Origin of the sequence: Variovorax fucosicus, assembly GCF_030316825.1 — a bacterium.
GTDB lineage: Bacteria > Pseudomonadota > Gammaproteobacteria > Burkholderiales > Burkholderiaceae_C > Variovorax > Variovorax fucosicus.
The window spans coordinates 508945-525344 of record NZ_JASZYU010000004.1 but is presented as its reverse complement, the minus strand read 5'-3'; the positions used below and the strand labels follow the sequence as shown (position 1 = coordinate 525344).

Here is a 16400-nt window from a genome sequence, read left to right as displayed (position 1 = left end):
TATGGCTCGCCTCCATGACGTGCCGGCACCGCTTGTTTCGACAGCGGCGCCGGGCATTTTTTGAAGGGCGCTCGCCGCGCGGCGCAATGGGCTATCGTCGGCAGCACTTTTCCACCCGCCCGCGTTGCCCATGCTCCAGCTCCCAACCTACGACGATGTTGTCGCCGCCGCCGCGCGGCTCGAGGGCCATGCCCACCGCACGCCTGTGCTGCGTTCGGCCACGGCCGATGCGCGCCAGGGTGCGCAGTTCTACTTCAAGTGCGAGAACTTCCAGCGCATGGGCGCCTTCAAGTTCCGCGGCGCGTTCAACGCGTTGTCGAAGTTCGATGCCGGCCAGCGCAAGGCCGGCGCGATCGCCTTCTCGTCGGGCAACCACGCGCAGGCCGTGGCGCTGTCGGCGCGGCTGCTCGGCATGCCGGCCGTGATCGTGATGCCGCACGATGCGCCCGCGGCCAAGCTCGCCGCCACGCGCGGCTACGGTGCCGAAGTGGTGCTGTACGACCGCTTCACCGAAGACCGCGAGGCGCTCACGAAGCGGCTTGCCGAAGAGCGCGGCATGACGCTGATCCCGCCGTACGACCATCCCGACGTGATCGCGGGGCAGGGCACGGCGGTGAAGGAACTGATCGAGGAGGCCGGCCCGCTCGACGCGCTCTATGTGTGCCTGGGCGGCGGCGGCCTCACGAGCGGCAGTGCACTGGCTGCGCGGGCGCTGGCGCCGCAATGCGCGGTGTACGGCGTCGAGCCGGAAGCCGGCAACGATGGCCAGCAGTCGCTGCGCAAGGGCGAGATCGTGCACATCGAGACCCCGAAAACCATCGCCGACGGTGCCCAGACGCAGCACCTCGGCCACTACACCTTCGGCATCATCCGGCGCGACATCACCGACATCCTGACGGTCAGCGATGCACAGCTGGTCGATGCGATGCGCTTCTTTGCCGAGCGCATGAAGATGGTGGTCGAGCCGACCGGCTGCCTGGCGTTTGCCGCGGCCTGTGCGGCAGGCGATGCGATTCGCGGGGCCCGCGTCGGCGTCATCGTGAGCGGCGGCAATGTCGACCTGGCGCGTTATGCGGCGCTGTTGGGCGGGGCATGAACGAGATGACGCACACCGAAATGCATTTCTACGAACCGCGGCTGGGCCATGGCCTGCCGCACGACCCGTTCAACGCCATCGTCGGCCCGCGTCCGATCGGCTGGATCTCGTCGCGCGGGGCCGATGGCGGCGTGAACCTCGCGCCCTACAGCTTCTTCAACGGCTTCAACTACACGCCGCCGATCGTCGGTTTTGCGAGCATCGGCTACAAGGACACGGTGCGCAACGTGCAGCAGACGCGCGAGTTCGTGTGGAACCTCGCCACACGCCCGCTGGCCGAGCAGATGAACGCGAGTTGTGCGGCTGTGCCGCCCGAGGTCAACGAGTTCGAACTGGCCGGTTTGACCCAGGCACCCTCGCGGCTGGTTGCACCGCCGCGCGTGGCCGAAAGCCCGGTGGCGTTCGAATGCCGGCTCACGCAGTCGTTCCAGCTGCAGGGCGCCGACGGTGCGCCGGTCGACACGTGGATGGTGCTGGGCGAAGTGGTGGCGGTGCACATCGACCGCGCATTGCTGAAAGACGGCGTTTACGACACTGCTGCCGCACGGCCGATCCTGCGCGGCGGCGGGCCGGCGGACTACTTCGAGATCGGGCCGGAACAGCGGTTCCGGATGTGGCGCCCGCGCTGAGCGGGCCGAGCGCCGGTCAGTGCGCCTGCGCGACCGGGCGGGCAGGCGTCGTTGCGGTGGCTGCTGCCGCAGCGGGCAGCTCGCCGCCGACCTGCGGCATGCGCAGGTAGTCGGCCAGATGCAGGTCGTCGGGCACGGTGTCGACGATCTGCTCAACGTAGGCCGGGTAGTTCGCGGTGCGCTGATGCAACGGGCTGGTGGCGCGGCCGAGGTGGTGGCGAATCAGTTCGCAGCGCGCGCGCAGCATCTTGATCACACGCTGTTCGGCTTCCAGCAATGCCAGCCGGGCCATGAACCAGTCCTTGAATTCAGGTGCGGTCGGCCACGATTGCGGCGGCTGCAGCGCCCAGAAATCCTTGCTGCGGCGCGGCAGGATTTCGTAGGCAGCCTTGTCCGCCAGATACGCCTTTTCAAGGGCGTCTGTGACTTCGCGGTATTCCTCACGCAAGCTGGGCATATCGATTTCCTGCTGTCTAGCCCCGAGTATGAATGTCACAAAGCGTTTCTGAATGACTGTTGCACAACTTTTGAAAAATATTTCTTGACTTTTTCGGACGACCGTAATTCGTTCGACTTACTTTTGGGTTCATCGCCTGACCGGGGCGTCTTCTGCGGGCCCTGGCGACCGGTGTCGGCGCCTAAAAAGAGCTCAGGGCGCGATGCCGTCGGCGCTCAAATGCAGCACCCGGTCGGCCCTGGCCGCGGCCGCCTCGGAATGCGTCACCAGCACCAGCGATGTGTTGTGCTCGCGCACCTGCGCGGCCAGCACATCCATCACGCGCGCGGCTGTGGTCGGGTCGAGGTTGCCGGTGGGTTCATCGGCAAGCAGCAGGCCGGGTCGATGCACCAGCGCCCGCGCGATCGCCACACGCTGCAACTGCCCGCCCGACAACTGTTGTGGCAGCCGGCTGCCGAGCCCCTCGAGGCCGACGACAGCAAGCATGCGTTGCACGCGCGCCTCGTCGTGCTGGCCCAGCAGCATCAACGGCAGTGCCACGTTCTGCGCCACGTCGAGGTGCGGCAGCACATGGAAGGCCTGGAACACGAAGCCCACATGGCGTCGGCGCCAGAGCGCACGCGCCTCATCGTCGAGTGTGCCGAGGTCGATGCCGTCATGCCGCACCGTGCCGGCATCCCAGCTGTCGAGGCCGGCCATGCAGTTGAGCAGCGTCGATTTGCCGACGCCCGACTCTCCGACGATCGCGACGAATTCGCCCGCCGCGACTTCGAGCGACACGTGCTCGAACACGGCGGCTTCACCGTAGTGCTTGCCGAGGTTCTGGATCTGAAGGCTCATTCGATGCCCTGCGCGGCCTGCACGAGTTGCGCCACCGCATCCGGTGCGTCGGCTGCGATCACGCGGCGGGTCGGCATGCTGCGCAGCCAGGTGATCTGGCGCTTGGCCAGTTGGCGCGTGGCGGCGATGCCGCGCTCGCGCAGTTCGGTCATCGAACCATGGCCCTCCAGAAACTCGAGAGCCTGGCGGTAGCCGACGCAGCGCATCGACGGCATGTCGGGTTGCAGATCGCCACGCGCTCGCAGCGCGCGCACCTCGTCGAGGAAACCGGCCGCGAGCATCGTGTCGAAGCGCTGCGCGATGCGCGCGTGCAACCACGCGCGATCCGTGGGCTCGAGGGAAAGAATGGCTGCGGCGCCCGTTGAATGGGCGTCGGTTGCCATCGCTTTTGCGGCATGAAAGTGCGAGAGCGGCTGGCCGCTCGCATGCCACACCTCGAGCGCACGCTGGATGCGCTGGCTGTCGTTGGGCGCGAGCCGGGCCGCGGTCACAGGGTCGACCTCGGCCAGCCTCGCGTGCATCGCCGGCCAGCCGTGCGCGGCGCCTTCGGCATCGAGCTGCGCGCGCACGGCGGGGTCGGCTGCCGGCATCGGGTCGATGCCGTCGATCAGCGCCTTGAAGTACAGCATGGTGCCGCCCACCAGCAGCGGCAGCCGGCCGCGCGCGCGGATCTCGCCGATCAGCCGCCTCGCGTCGGCCACGAAGGCGGCGGCGTTGTAGCTCTCGCTCGGGTCGCGGATGTCGATCAGGTGGTGCGGCACTTCGGCCAGCTCGGCCGCGCTCGGCTTGGCCGTGCCGATGTCCATGCCGCGATAGACCAGTGCCGAATCGACGCTGACGATTTCGACCGGACGCACGCGTGCCAGGGCCAGCGCAGCCGCCGTCTTGCCGCAGGCGGTCGGGCCTGCAATGCCGAGCCAGGGGGTGTTCACGGCTGGGCGCGGACGGCGCCGAAGCGCGCGTGGCGCAAGGAGGGGGCGGCCGGTGCGACAGTGGAGAGCATCCACCCGAGCGTAACAAAGGCGGCACGCAGCCGCGCGGCGCCCATTGGCGCCCGGGCTCAGCCGCGCAGGCGTGTGCGCAGGAAGCGCTGGCGGGCCGTGAGCGTTGGCGGTTCGAGGGCAGGCGGCTTCAGCCGGAAGAACTGCTCCAGCGCGGCCTTGTACTGCTGCTCGCCCACCGTGTTGGTGCTGTGGTGCGAGCCACCCTTCACGAGCACGAACAGCTTGGGCACGGTGGCCGCGTCATAGAGCTTGCGGCCGAGCTCCGGCCGGATCAGGTTGTCGAGCGCGCCATGCACCACCAGCAGCGGCGCACCGATGTCCTTGACCTTGTTCAGCGACTCGAAGCGCTGGGTGATGAAAGGGCCGAACGGCAGCCAGCCCCACTTGAAACTGCTGACCACGTCGGAGATCGAGGTGAACGTGCCTTCGACGATGGTGCCGCTTTCGTCCTTCACATGGGCTGCGAGGTCGATGCCGATGGCGCCGCCGAGCGAATGTCCGAAGATGTAACGGCGTTGCTCGGGGTGCCGCGCGGCGAGCCATGCCCAGGCTGCCCGGGCGTCTTCGCGGGCCGATTCCTCGGACGGCAGTTCCTTGGTGCTCTTGCCGAAACCGCGGTAATCGACCGCCAGCACCGAGAAACCGAGCTCATGCATGCGCCGGATGCGAGGGGCCGAGCCGGCCACGTTGTAGCGCGCGCCGTGCAGGTAGAGCAGCACGGGGGTGTCGGCCGATTCCGGTGCGCCGCCGAGCCAGAGCCCGTGCAGGCGGGCCGGCTCGCCGGTCAGGGAGGACTTGAAGTCGATCCAGACGTCTTCCATCCCGGCCGTCTGGTCGGCGCTATTGCCCCAGCTCATGTCGCTCGGCTGGAAAATCCACTCGCGCTGACGCTCATCGAGGGTGGAGCAGCCTCCCGCGAGCAAAGCGAGGGCAGCGGTGGCCGAAGCGAACAGGGACCAACGTTTCATGGGTGCCAGAAGGAGAGCAGGCTGGCTCGGAAGTTCCTGCGGCCAGCCAGCAAAAGCCGCGAACGAAGCCATGCAACGCCCGTGCCCGCCCTTTCGCTGACAAAGGTTTCCCCGTGTTACCGGCCGCGCAGGAACAAGGTATCCAGGTCGCGGATCGACACCTGCCGCCAGGTCGGGCGGCCGTGGTTGCACTGGTCGGAGCGCTCCGTGGCCTCCATCTGGCGCAGCAGGGCATTCATTTCGTCGAGCGTGAGCCGGCGGTTGGCGCGCACGGCGCCGTGGCAGGCCATGGTCGACAGCAGCTCGTTCTGGGCCCGCTGCACCACCGTGCTGGCGTCGTGCTGGGCCAGCTCGGCCAGCACGCTGCGCGCCAGCTCGACCGGGTCGCCGTCGGCCAGCGTGCCGGGCACAGCACGCACCGCCAAGGTGCGCGGCGAAAACGGCGTGATCTCCAGCCCCAATGTGGGCAGCACCGCGGCGCAGGCCTCGGCCGTGGCCACTTCCTGCGGCGTGGCGGCGAAGGTGGCTGGAATCAGCAACGGCTGGCTGGTGATGGCCGCGCCGTCGAGCTGGGTCTTGAGCCGTTCGTAGACGATGCGTTCGTGCGCGGCATGCATGTCGACGATCACCAGGCCCTGGCTGTTTTCGGCCAACACGTAGATGCCCTGCAACTGCGCGATGGCGCGGCCGAGCGGCCAGGCGTCGTCATTGGCGGGCAACGGCGCAGGCGCCGACGGCTGAAGCGTCACTGGCTGAAGCGCCACCGGCGCAGCCCCGTCGACACGGCGCTCCGGCCACATCGCCGCAGCATCGCCCAGGCCGCGCTCCGCGGCGAAATGGATGGCGGGCTGCGTCCATTGCGCGGGCGCTGCGGCTGTGTGCGGTTTGAAGAACGGCGTGGCAGCCGGAGTGACCGCTTCGCCGGCGCGTGGCGCGGCCAGTGCGTTCTCGAGCGCATGGCGCACGGCCTGGTGGATCTCGCGCCCATCGCGAAAGCGCACTTCGATCTTGGTCGGGTGAACGTTGACGTCCACCCGCGCCGGGTCGATTTCGAGGTACAGCGCGTAAACCGGCTGGCGGTGCCCGTGCAGCACGTCTTCGTAGGCGCTGCGCACCGCATGGGCCAATACCTTGTCGCGCACGAAGCGGCCATTGACATAGAAGAACTGCTGGTCGGCGCGCGAGCGCGCGGCATCGGGAATGCCGGCGCGTCCGAGCACGCGCACCGCGCCGCCCTGGTGTTCGATCGCCACGCTCTGCGCCACGAACTCGTCGCCCAACACGTCGGCCAGCCGCTGCAGCCGCACGTCGGCGCCCGCGGCGGCGCGCCATTGCTCGACCAGCCTGCCTTCGTGCCAGATCGCAAAGCCCACGTCGGGCCGCGCAAGCGCATGGCGGCGCACCGCTTCGACGCAGTGCGCGAGCTCGGTGGCATCGGTTTTCAGGAATTTGCGGCGCGCCGGCGTCGCGTAGAACAGCTCGCGCACTTCGAGCGTGCTGCCAACGGCGCGCGCCACCGGGCGCAGTTCGCCGGTGCGGCCGTCGAGTGCCCAGGCCGCGTCGGCACCGGCTGCGCGCGAGAGCAGCGAGAGGTCGGCAATCGCATTGATCGCGGCCAGCGCCTCGCCGCGAAAGCCCATCGTGCCGACCGTTTCGAGTTCGCCGAGGCTCGCGATCTTGCTGGTGGCATGGCGGCGCAGCGCTACTGTGAGCTCGTCGCGCGGAATGCCCTGGCCATCGTCTTCCACCGAAATCAGCCGCACGCCTCCGGCGGAGAGCCGCACCGTGATCTCGCGCGCGCCGGCATCGAGTGCGTTGTCGAGCAGTTCGCGCACCACAGAGGCCGGCCGCTCGACCACCTCGCCGGCCGCGATCTGGCTGATCAGGTCGTCGGGCAGTTCGCGGATCGGGCGGCGCGCGGAGGCGAGGGGCAGGGGAGCGTTCACGGCGGGATTTTAGGAGCGGCCGGGCATCGGGCACACCGCGGGCCAATCGGCGTCGTGCGGGCAAGGATAATCGGCGCCCATGGAACTCATCAGCTTTCTCGTCGACTTCATCCTGCATGTCGACAAACACCTCGAAGCCTTCGTGACCGCCTATGGCCCCTGGGTGTATGCGCTGCTGTTCCTGATCGTGTTCGTCGAAACCGGCGTGGTGGTGATGCCGTTCCTGCCGGGTGACTCGCTGCTGTTCATCGTCGGTGCACTGTGCGGTGTGGGACTGATGAGTTTTCCTATCGCGTGCGCGGTGCTGATCGCCGCGGCGATTCTCGGGGACCAGTGCAACTTCAGCATCGGCCGCTACATCGGGCCCAAGGTGTTCCAGTGGGAGAGCTCGCGCTTCTTCAACCGCAAGGCATTCGATCAGGCGCACGCGTTCTACGAGCGGTACGGCGCCATCACCGTGGTTCTCGCGCGCTTCATGCCGTTCATTCGCACGTTTGCGCCGTTCGTGGCGGGCGTGGCCGACATGAGCCGCTCCAGATTCACCGCATACAACGTGATCGGCGCTCTGATCTGGGTGCTGGGCATCGCGACCGCCGGCTACTTCTTCGGCAATCTGCCATTCGTACGAGAGCACCTGGACAAGATCATCTGGGCGCTGATCTTCGTGCCGGGGCTGATCGCGCTGTTCGGCGCCTGGCGTGCGGGGCGGGCCGAGCGCGGCGCGGGAGCAGCGCCCTGAATTCCGTATCGCGCAGCCATATCGCGCCGCCGTGTGCGCTGATCGCACGTGATTCAGTGACTTACTGCCGCGGACTCGACTTCCTATGCCGTGCGGCCAGTTGCGCGCCGGCTTCCAGTGCGTAGCATCGACACCATGCAATCACCCCATACCGACAGCGCCGAATACGCCGATCTGCTCGAGCACATCGGCTCTGCCATTCGCCTGCCGCTGCCAGTGCCGGAAGACGACCATCCGTCCAACCACCGGTGGTCGACGCGCGCGATGGCGATGACGCAAACCTTTCTGGCCATGGCTGCGGCTGCGGCGCGGCCTTCCGCCTGAGCTGCAAGCATCCTCTTCAACAAAAAAAGGCGTGTCGATGACACGCCTTTTTCTTTCCAGGAGCCCGAACGGCTCCTGAAAACTCAATAGCGCGGGCCGTTGTTAGGGTAGTAACCGTTGTTCGGGTAGTAGCCGCGGCGACTGTTGTCGTAGTTGCGCTGGTCGGCATTGCGGCCAACTTCGTTGCCGATCAACCCGCCGATGGCAGCGCCGCCGACGGTCGAGGCGGTGTTGCCACCAATGGCGTTTCCGACCAGTGCGCCACCCACAGCGCCAGCGCCGATGCCAAGCTGTTGATTCGGGCCAGCGGCACAGCCAGCCAGCGCAATGACCGATGTAGCGGCTGCTGCCGTGATCCAGAGACGTGTCTTCATGGGATCCACCTTTCGTTTTGAATGGATGAAACCATTCTGCGAAGGCGGGGGCGCCCGCTTGTAGGCATTTGCCGCGGGTCGCTGCGCGACACGGCGCGGGCTGTGTGCGGGCTGGTGCGGTCTACAGCTGTCGGCTGCGCGCCAGCGGCGGATTCTGCGCAAAGTAGCGATGAATGCCCCGCATGAGAGCATCGGCGAGGTTGTCCTGGTAGCTGACGCTGCGCAGGTTGGCTTCTTCCTCGGGATTGCTGATGAATGCGGTTTCGACCAGCACGCTCGGAATGTCGGGCGCCTTCAGCACCGCGAAGCCGGCCTGCTCGACCTGGGCCTTGTGGAGCCGCCCGACGTTGCGGATCTCGCCGAGCATCGCGCTGCCAAGCCTCAGGCTGTCGTTGATCTGCGCCGTGGTGCTCATGTCGAGCAGCGCGCGCTGCACCTGCATCTCGTGGCTGCCGACATTGATGCCGCCGACTTTGTCGGCTTCGTTTTCCTTGTTGGCCAGCCAGCGTGCGGCGCTGCTCGAAGCGCCGCCCTGGCTCAACGCAAACACGCTGGCGCCGCGCGCGGCCGGCGTGGTGAACGCGTCGGCATGAATGCTCACGAACAGGTCGGCTTGCACGCGGCGCGCCTTCTGCACGCGCACGCCAAGCGGCACGAAGAAGTCGGCGTCACGCGTGAGAAAGGCACGCATCGGGCTGCCGCCGATGCTGCTTGCGTTGATGCGGTCGCGAAGCTTGTACGCCACCTGCAGCACGATGTCTTTTTCGCGCGTGCCGGCGGGGCCGATGGCGCCCGGGTCTTCACCACCGTGGCCGGGGTCGAGCGCCACGATGATGAGGCGGTCGGTGCGGCTGGCGGTGGCCACGCTCGGGGCCGCAGGCGCGGCCGGCGGCGTTTGCGGCCGCATCGGCGCGTTGCCCACCACGGGGGGCAGCGTTGGTGGCGCGATCAGCGTGGGTGGCGAGTTGTTGCGACCCGGCCCTGCGCTGGGCGGGGAGAGTGCCGGCCCGGGCCGCATCGACTGCTGCGCCATCAACTCGCCGAGGGGATCGACAGCGGACGGCGCCGCGCGTGTTGCGTTCTGAGCCTCGCCGGGGCGCGACAGCTCGCGCGGTGCAATGCCGGCGACGCCGGTGTCGGCATTGCCTTTCGCGGTGGAGGCGGGCGCATCGCGCAGGCGCTCGGCGATGAGGGCTTCCATCGGATCGACCGCCTGCTGCGGATACAGGTCGAGCACCAGCCGGTGCCGATAGGCTGCTACCGGCGCCAGCGAGAACACCTGCGGCACCACGGCCTGCTTCAGGTCGAACACGATGCGCACCACGGTCGGCGCGTTCTGCCCGACGCGCAGGCCATTGATGTACGGGTCGCCGGGCTTGATCTTGCCGACCAGCTCGCGCAGCGCGGGGTTGAGTTCGATGCCTTCGATGTCAACCGCGAGCCGTGGCGGACTGCCGACCACGAGCTGCTGCGTTTGCAGGCGGCCATCGGATTCGATCGTGACGCGCGTGTAGTCGGCCGCAGGCCAGACGCGCACCGCCACGATGGTGGCGCCGCGTGCGATTTCCTGGACGCCGAGCAGCAGTACCAGGCTGCCGGCTTTCAGCAGCCGGCGGCGTGCGGGGTGCTCGAGCCTCATGCGTCGAGCGCGGCCAGCATGAGGCGGCCGCGCGCTGTGTTCGCACGAAGATGAACGGTGCGGGACTGATCGGTCATTGCTTCTATTTTAATAGCGAGGTCGGCAAGTGGAGTGCGGCCCGCAGCGTTATCTGGCCATTCGGCCAGCTTGAGGCCCGGGCCCGCGAAAATGTCACGGAAGCCTGCATCTTCCCATTCCTGCGGATCGCTGAAGCGGTAGAAGTCGAAGTGGAAAATCGCCAGGCCATCGGGCGTCTCGTGCGGCTCGACCACGGCGTAGGTCGGGCTTTTGATGCGCCCTGCAATGCCGAGGGCGCGCAGCAGGTGACGCACGAAAGTGGTCTTGCCCGCACCCAGGTCGCCATGCAGTTCGACAAAGGCGTCGCGCAGCGCGGGCACTTGCGCGAGCGCACCGGCAAAGGCCGCGGTGTCCTGTTCGCTGTGCCAGACACGAGGCAGGTCTTGCGTTTCTACAATCGGCAGGTGATCGGCAGCCATCCACTCGTCATTCGTATTCAGGCACTGGCCCGGGAACTCGGATTCTCCCAAATCGGCGTGACAGGCATCGATCTGTCGAGCGCCGAGCCGGGCTTGATGGCGTGGCTCGCCCAGGGTTTCCATGGCGAGATGCACTACATGGCCGCGCATGGCGCACGGCGCGCGCGGCCGGCTGAACTGGTGCCGGGCACGGTGAGCGTGATCACCGCGCGCATGAACTACCTGCCGCGCGACACGCCGGACGATTGGCAGGCTGTCGAGTTCGACCGGCTCGTCCGGCCGGGCGAAGCGATCGTTTCGCTCTACGCGCGGGGCAGGGACTATCACAAGGTGCTGCGCTCGCGCCTGCAGAAGCTGGCCGATCGCATCGCCGTGGAAGTGGGGCCGTTCGGCCATCGCGTGTTCACCGATTCGGCCCCGGTGCTCGAGGCGGAACTGGCTTCGCGCAGCGGACAGGGCTGGCGCGGCAAGCACACGCTGGTGCTCGACCGCGATGCGGGCTCGATGTTTTTTCTGGGCGAGATCTACGTTGACATGGCGCTGCCTGTGAGCGAGCCTGTGACACCGCATTGCGGCAGTTGCAGCGCCTGCATCGACGTGTGTCCGACGCAGGCGATCTTGAGTCCGCACCGGCTCGACGCGCGGCGTTGCATTTCGTACCTGACGATCGAGCATGCGGGGCCGATTCCGGTCGAGTTGCGCGCGCTGATCGGCAATCGCATCTATGGCTGCGACGACTGCCAATTGATCTGCCCCTGGAACAAGTTCGCACAACGCAGTGCGTTGCCCGATTTCGATCCGCGTGAAGGTCTGACGGGGAGGCATCTGACGGAACTGTTCGCGTGGAGCGAAGACGAGTTCCTGCGGCTGACCGAGGGCAGTCCGATCCGGCGCATCGGGCACGAGCGGTGGCTGCGGAACGTGGCTGTCGGGTTGGGCAATGCGCTGCGCGTGGCGCCGGATGACGCCGGGCTTGTGGGTGCGCTAGATGCGCGACGTTCACATGCCAGTGCATTGGTGCGGGAGCATGTGGAATGGGCACTCGCACAGGCTTCGCTGCCGGACTGACGGCTGGTTGCGCCTGGTGCGGGCGGTGCCCTTTGGTGAGAGCGCCCGGTGAGCGGCACGGGCTGTCCGACCCTGCTGCGCCGGCCGCTTCGCGGCTGCCCTGCGGTGCTCGCGCTTTGCGGGGTCTCGCAGAACTCGCTTCGCTCAAACAGCTGCGAGCCCTGATCCGCAAAACGCTGCGCTCCTCGGCGGCGCAGAAGGGATCGGCCAGCCCGCACCGCACACCGGGCTTGGTGGTGGTTCGCCGGTCTGGCCTTCCCCTTCCGGATGCAACCCCCAGGGTGTCCACGTCGGTGGGTGGTATGCGCTAGGGCGGCCGTTGAGGCACCGCCGAGCAGCACAGCGGCAGGCGGATCAGGGCCGCGTGCTGTTTGAGCGAAGCGAGTTCACGCGGACCCCGCCTGCCGCGAGCAGCGCAGGGCAGCCCGAAGGGCCGGTGACGTCGGCCGCCCTAGCGCATACCGCCCGCCGACGCACCCCCGACCATCAGCCGTCGCGCTTCACAGAGAACCTACCTCAACACCCCCAGCGCAAACGGCAAGCTCAGCATCCCAAGCAGCGTCGACAAGGTCACCAGTCCCGCCACGAACGGCCCGTTGTAGCCCATGCGCGCGGCCAGCACGTAGGCGCTCGACGCGGTTGGCACCGCCGAGAAGGCCATCAGCACAGTCGCCTGCGTGGGCTCCAGCCGCAGCAAGCGCACGAGGCCGAATGCCACCAGGGGCAGGATCAGATGCCGGATGGTCAGCACCGACACCGCGAGCACCTTGCCGCGCGCCAGAGAGGCAAACTGCATGCCGGCGCCGGCTGCCATCAGGCCGAGCGCGAGCGATGCGGCGCCGATGCGCGTCAGGCTCGGTTCGAGCCAGGGCGGCACGGTGAAGCCAAGCACGTTGGCGAGCAGCCCCGAGGCGGTGGCGATGATCAACGGGTTGCGCACCAGCTGGCGCACGAAGTCGCTCTGCGCATGGCGCGCCATTGGCCAGACGGCGGCGACGTTCAGCAGCGGCACGCAAACACCGATCAGCACCGCGATCAGCAGCAGCCCCTGCGCGCCGGCAAGCCGGTCGGCCAGCGCCAGGCAGATGAAGGAGTTGAAGCGAAACCCCACCTGCGCGCTGGCCGCGTGGTCGCTGCGGTCGATGTGCGTGCGCAGCCACGGCAGGTGCGGCAACGCGTAGGCCAGCGCAATGCCGCAGAGGCTCATCCCCACGCCGGCGCTGAGCATGCCCGACGTGGCGCCGAAGTCGAGCGGGCTGCGCACGATCGAGTGGAACAGCAGCACCGGGAACAGGAAATAGTAGACCAGGCTTTCGACCTGATCCCACACGCGGCGGTCGAGCGCCGAGTAGCGGCAGAGCAGCCAGCCGCAGGCAATCAGGGAAAAATCGGGGAAGAGCAGTTGCGCATAGTTCACCGCTTCGAGCATAAACCGCGGTGTTCCGTGGGTATTCCAGAGCACGGAGACAGGGCTCGACCCGCTAGCATGCGGGCTTTTGTTTCTTGACTTACTACACAAGGAGTTGGCTGATGATGCAACGTCGTCGATGGAGTGCGGTCGCAGGTGCCGCCGCGCTGGTCGCACTGACCGGGGTCGCAGGCTCGAGCTGGGCACAGGGCTACCCCAACAAGCCGATCGAGCTGAGCGTGCCGTTCGCTGCGGGCGGCACGACCGACATCGTGGCGCGCGTGATCGCCGACCCGCTCGGCAAGGTGCTGGGCCAGAGCGTGGTGGTGCTCAACAAGGCGGGTGGCGGCGGCACGGTCGGCGCCGCTGAAACGGCACGCGCCACCCCCGACGGCTACAAGCTCGGCGTCGCAACCGTGTCGACCACGGCGGCCAATCCGGCCATCAACCCGAAGACACCGTACGACCCGCTGACCGACTTCACGCCGATCATCAACATTGCGGCAACGCCCAACGTGATTGCGGTGCACCCGAGCTTTCCGGCCAAGAACTATGCGGAGTTCATTGCCGAGATCAAGAAAAATCCCGGCAAGTATTCGTTCGCATCGTCGGGCACCGGCGGCATCGGCCACCTGCAGATGGAGCTGTACAAGAGCCTGACCAACACATTCATCACGCACATCCCGTACCGCGGCGCCGGTCCGGCGCTGGTCGATACGGTGGCTGGCCAGGTGCCGATGATCTTCGACAACCTGCCGTCTGCGTTGCCGTACATCAAGAACGGCCGGCTGGTCGCGATCGTCGTGTCCGCGCCGACGCGGCTGAAGGATCTGCCGAACGTGCCGACCTTCAAGGAACTGGGCCTGGAGCCCGTCAACCGGCTGGCCTACTACGGCATCGTCGGGCCCAAGGGCCTGCCCAAGGATGTGGTCACCACCATCAGCAACGGCGTCAAGAAATCGTTGGAAGATCCGGCCGTCAAGAAGCGGATCGAAGACACCGGCTCGATCATCATCGCCAACACGCCCGAGCAGTTTGCCGCGCAGATCAAGGCCGAGTTCGCGGTCTACAAGGAAGTGGTTGCCAAGCAGAAGCTCAAGCTGGACTGAGCCGGCCCCTGCGCACCGAGAAGCCGCCGCAAGGCGGCTTTTCTTTTTTGGGTATGGTTGGGTCCGATGACCGCTGCCTCCATTTCCGGATCCACCGCGATCGACGAGTTCGTCGATGCGCTCTGGCTCGAACACGGGTTGTCGAACAACACCCTGGCGGCCTATCGGCGCGACCTCGAGCTGTTCGAGCGCTGGCTCGTCGCGCGGGGCGTCGCGCTCGACGCCGCGCAGGAGCACGACTTGCACGCCTACATGGGCGCGCGCCTGGCCGACAAGGGCAAGGCCACGTCGGCGAACCGCCGGCTCACGGTGTTCAAGCGCTACTTTCGCTGGGCCGTGCGCGAGCGCCGCATCGCCGCCGACCCCACTTTGCGGCTGAGCCCCGCGCGGCAGGCCATGCGGGTGCCCAAGACGCTGTCGGAGCAGCAGGTGGAAGACCTGCTCGCCGCGCCCGAGGTCGACACGCCGCTCGGCCTGCGCGACCGCGCAATGCTCGAGCTGATGTACGCCAGCGGGTTGCGCGTGAGTGAGCTGGTCACGCTCAAGGTGTTCGACATGAGCCTGAACGACGGCGTGCTGCGCATCCTCGGAAAGGGCAACAAGGAGCGCCTGGTGCCGTTCGGCGGCGAGGCGCGGCGCTGGATCGAGCGCTACCTGAAGGACGCGCGGCCCGAGATCCTCGACGCTCAGCAAACGCCCGACTTGTTCGTGACGGCGCGCGGTGCCGGCATGACGCGCGTGATGTTCTGGATCATCGTGAAGAAGCATGCGCTGCGCGCCGGCATCCATGCACCGCTGTCGCCGCACACGCTGCGCCACGCCTTCGCCACGCACCTGCTCAACCACGGCGCCGACCTGCGCGCGGTGCAGTTGCTGCTTGGCCATGCCGACATCTCGACCACGACGATCTACACCCATGTGGCGCGAGAGCGTCTCAAGCAGCTGCACGCGCAGCACCACCCGCGCGGCTGAACGAACATCCAGGCCGGCCAAGGAGCATCCATGACACATCCAGCGAGTGATAAACGCGCCTTGTACCTCGAAGACCTGAACGTCGGCGACCGCTTCATGAGCGATGGCCACGAACTGGACGCAGAGCAGATCAAGGCCTTTGCGGTGCTGTTCGACCCGCAGCCCTTTCACACCGACGAAGAGGCGGCCAAAGCCACCTTTTTCGGCGGCCTCGCCGCGAGCGGCTGGCACACGGCCGCGATCACGATGCGGCTAATGGTGAACAGCGGCCTTCCGCTGGCCAATGGCGTCATCGGTTCGGGTGGCCAGATCAGCTGGCCGCAGCCGACCCGGCCCGGCGATGTGCTGCGCGTCGAGAGCGAGGTGGTCGAGATCACACCGTCGCGCTCCAAACCCGATCGCGGCATGGTGCAGATGCGCTGCGAAACGCGCAACCAGCGCGGCGAGGTGCTGCAGCACTTCCTGCCGAAGCTGGTGGTGATGCGGCGGCCTTAGCCGGACTGCGACAACGCGGCCAGTTCCTCGTCGGTGAAGCCGGCGCGTGCGCGCGCCTCGAGATTGAACGGCGCGCGCGGCCGCGGCGCTTCGTGCCTTCTGAACAGCGTGCGGTAGTGTGCGATCGGGTCGAGCCCGTCGCGCGCGCAGAGCCAGCGGTACCAGCGGTTGCCGATGGCCACATGGCCGACTTCGTCGCGCAGGATGATGTCCAGGATCGCGCTGGCCGCGGCGGCATCGGGCGTGCCGATGCGCGCCAGCTTGGCCTGGATCTGCGGCGTGGCGTCGAGCCCGCGCGCCTCCAGCGTGCGCGGCACCAGTGCCATGCGCGCGACCACGTCGTGCTTGGTCTTCTCGCACATCGTCCACAGGCCGTCGTGGGCCGGAAAGTCGCCGTACTGCCAGCCCATGGCGCGCAGGTGTGCGTGCAGCAGCGTGAAGTGCTGCGCCTCTTCGTCGGCCACGCGCCACCAGTCACGGTAATAGGCCTCGGGCATGCCGCCAAAGCGCCAGACCGCATCGAGCGCGAGGTTGATCGCGTTGAACTCGATGTGGCAAATCGAATGGATCAGTGCCGCACGGCCTTCGTCGGTGAAGGGCGAGCGTTGCGGCACGGCGGTGGCGGCCACGCGCATCGGGCGCTCCGGGCGGCCCGGCACGCCGGTGTCTTCCGCAGCCCGATCCAGTTCGTCCGGTGCTATGGAAGTCATAGCAGCCTGGGCAGCAGCAGCGCGCGTTGCCGCCACTTTCTGCTCGGGGTCTGTGATGCGCAGCGCGGCCAGCGCGCTCAATCGGTGATGCATCCCTACAATTCTAGTTTTGACCCCGCTGGAGA

18 protein-coding genes are annotated in these 16400 nt (G+C 67.4%); 8 read left to right on the top strand and 10 right to left on the bottom strand.

The features are described 5' to 3' along the window. Window positions 1–130 precede the first annotated feature (130 nt). The gene (locus QTI05_RS24730) at window positions 131–1096 is read left to right on the top strand and encodes a threo-3-hydroxy-L-aspartate ammonia-lyase (RefSeq protein ID WP_286621030.1); all 966 of its coding nucleotides are present in this window, start codon (window positions 131–133) and stop codon (window positions 1094–1096) included. Beyond that, complete coding sequence (locus QTI05_RS24725) at window positions 1093–1725, top strand: flavin reductase family protein (protein WP_286621028.1); 633 nt, start codon at window positions 1093–1095, stop codon at window positions 1723–1725. Before QTI05_RS24730 ends, QTI05_RS24725 begins: the two co-directional genes overlap by 4 nt. A gap of 16 nt (window positions 1726–1741) precedes the next feature. Here QTI05_RS24725 and QTI05_RS24720 read toward each other — a convergent pair whose 3' ends face one another. The 5 genes from QTI05_RS24720 to mutL all read right to left on the bottom strand — a co-directional run bounded on the left by QTI05_RS24720 (window position 1742) and on the right by mutL (window position 6940). After that, entirely contained in the window at window positions 1742–2182 is a 441-nt protein-coding gene (locus QTI05_RS24720; RefSeq protein ID WP_286621026.1) for a hypothetical protein, read from the bottom strand. 192 nt (window positions 2183–2374) lie between these two features. Beyond that, window positions 2375–3022, bottom strand: coding sequence for an ABC transporter ATP-binding protein (locus tag QTI05_RS24715; protein ID WP_286621025.1), 648 nt, complete (start codon window positions 3020–3022; stop codon window positions 2375–2377). Next, entirely contained in the window at window positions 3019–3954 is a 936-nt protein-coding gene (gene miaA, locus QTI05_RS24710) for a tRNA (adenosine(37)-N6)-dimethylallyltransferase MiaA (protein ID WP_286621023.1), read from the bottom strand. The genes QTI05_RS24715 and miaA overlap by 4 nt, the downstream gene beginning before the upstream one ends. Before the next feature lie 128 nt (window positions 3955–4082). Beyond that, complete coding sequence (locus QTI05_RS24705) at window positions 4083–4994, bottom strand: alpha/beta hydrolase (RefSeq protein WP_286547175.1); 912 nt, start codon at window positions 4992–4994, stop codon at window positions 4083–4085. A gap of 116 nt (window positions 4995–5110) precedes the next feature. Further along, window positions 5111–6940, bottom strand: a complete 1830-nt coding sequence (mutL, locus tag QTI05_RS24700; RefSeq protein ID WP_286621021.1) for a DNA mismatch repair endonuclease MutL — start codon at window positions 6938–6940, stop codon at window positions 5111–5113. Between the two features lie 79 nt (window positions 6941–7019). On the opposite strand from mutL, the gene QTI05_RS24695 reads away from it, so the two are divergent. Both QTI05_RS24695 and QTI05_RS24690 read left to right on the top strand, forming a co-directional pair. Continuing rightward, window positions 7020–7679 (top strand): DedA family protein, encoded by a 660-nt coding sequence (locus tag QTI05_RS24695; protein WP_286621019.1) that lies wholly within the window; start codon window positions 7020–7022, stop codon window positions 7677–7679. A gap of 135 nt (window positions 7680–7814) precedes the next feature. Beyond that, window positions 7815–8003 (top strand): hypothetical protein, encoded by a 189-nt coding sequence (locus QTI05_RS24690; protein ID WP_286547172.1) that lies wholly within the window; start codon window positions 7815–7817, stop codon window positions 8001–8003. Window positions 8004–8086: 83 nt separating this feature from the next. Here QTI05_RS24690 and QTI05_RS24685 read toward each other — a convergent pair whose 3' ends face one another. From QTI05_RS24685 to tsaE, 3 genes are all read right to left on the bottom strand, one after another. Then, window positions 8087–8377, bottom strand: coding sequence for a YMGG-like glycine zipper-containing protein (locus tag QTI05_RS24685; protein ID WP_286621017.1), 291 nt, complete (start codon window positions 8375–8377; stop codon window positions 8087–8089). 121 nt (window positions 8378–8498) lie between these two features. Beyond that, on the bottom strand, window positions 8499–10016 hold the full coding sequence (locus tag QTI05_RS24680) for an N-acetylmuramoyl-L-alanine amidase (RefSeq protein WP_286621016.1): 1518 nt from the start codon (window positions 10014–10016) through the stop codon (window positions 8499–8501). Then, window positions 10013–10513, bottom strand: a complete 501-nt coding sequence (gene tsaE, locus QTI05_RS24675) for a tRNA (adenosine(37)-N6)-threonylcarbamoyltransferase complex ATPase subunit type 1 TsaE (RefSeq protein WP_286547166.1) — start codon at window positions 10511–10513, stop codon at window positions 10013–10015. Before tsaE ends, QTI05_RS24680 begins: the two co-directional genes overlap by 4 nt. Here tsaE and queG point away from each other — a divergent pair. Beyond that, a complete protein-coding gene (queG, locus tag QTI05_RS24670) occupies window positions 10499–11581 on the top strand; it encodes a tRNA epoxyqueuosine(34) reductase QueG (protein WP_286621014.1) in 1083 nt (360 codons plus the stop codon). The genes tsaE and queG overlap by 15 nt on opposite strands. 511 nt (window positions 11582–12092) lie before the next feature. On the opposite strand, the gene QTI05_RS24665 is transcribed toward queG, so the two are convergent. Beyond that, entirely contained in the window at window positions 12093–13010 is a 918-nt protein-coding gene (locus QTI05_RS24665) for an AEC family transporter (protein ID WP_286621012.1), read from the bottom strand. Window positions 13011–13114: 104 nt separating this feature from the next. On the opposite strand from QTI05_RS24665, the gene QTI05_RS24660 reads away from it, so the two are divergent. The 3 genes from QTI05_RS24660 to QTI05_RS24650 all read left to right on the top strand — a co-directional run bounded on the left by QTI05_RS24660 (window position 13115) and on the right by QTI05_RS24650 (window position 15565). Further along, entirely contained in the window at window positions 13115–14098 is a 984-nt protein-coding gene (locus tag QTI05_RS24660; RefSeq protein WP_286621137.1) for a tripartite tricarboxylate transporter substrate binding protein BugE, read from the top strand. Window positions 14099–14164: 66 nt separating this feature from the next. Further along, window positions 14165–15070, top strand: coding sequence for a site-specific tyrosine recombinase XerD (gene xerD / locus QTI05_RS24655; protein ID WP_286621011.1), 906 nt, complete (start codon window positions 14165–14167; stop codon window positions 15068–15070). Between the two features lie 30 nt (window positions 15071–15100). Continuing rightward, the gene (locus QTI05_RS24650) at window positions 15101–15565 is read left to right on the top strand and encodes a MaoC family dehydratase (RefSeq protein WP_286621010.1); all 465 of its coding nucleotides are present in this window, start codon (window positions 15101–15103) and stop codon (window positions 15563–15565) included. Here the strand turns inward: QTI05_RS24650 and QTI05_RS24645 are convergent. After that, window positions 15562–16368, bottom strand: a complete 807-nt coding sequence (locus QTI05_RS24645; RefSeq protein ID WP_286621009.1) for a ferritin-like domain-containing protein — start codon at window positions 16366–16368, stop codon at window positions 15562–15564. The two genes, QTI05_RS24650 and QTI05_RS24645, sit on opposite strands and share 4 nt — an antisense overlap. Between the last annotated feature and the right edge of the window lie 32 nt (window positions 16369–16400).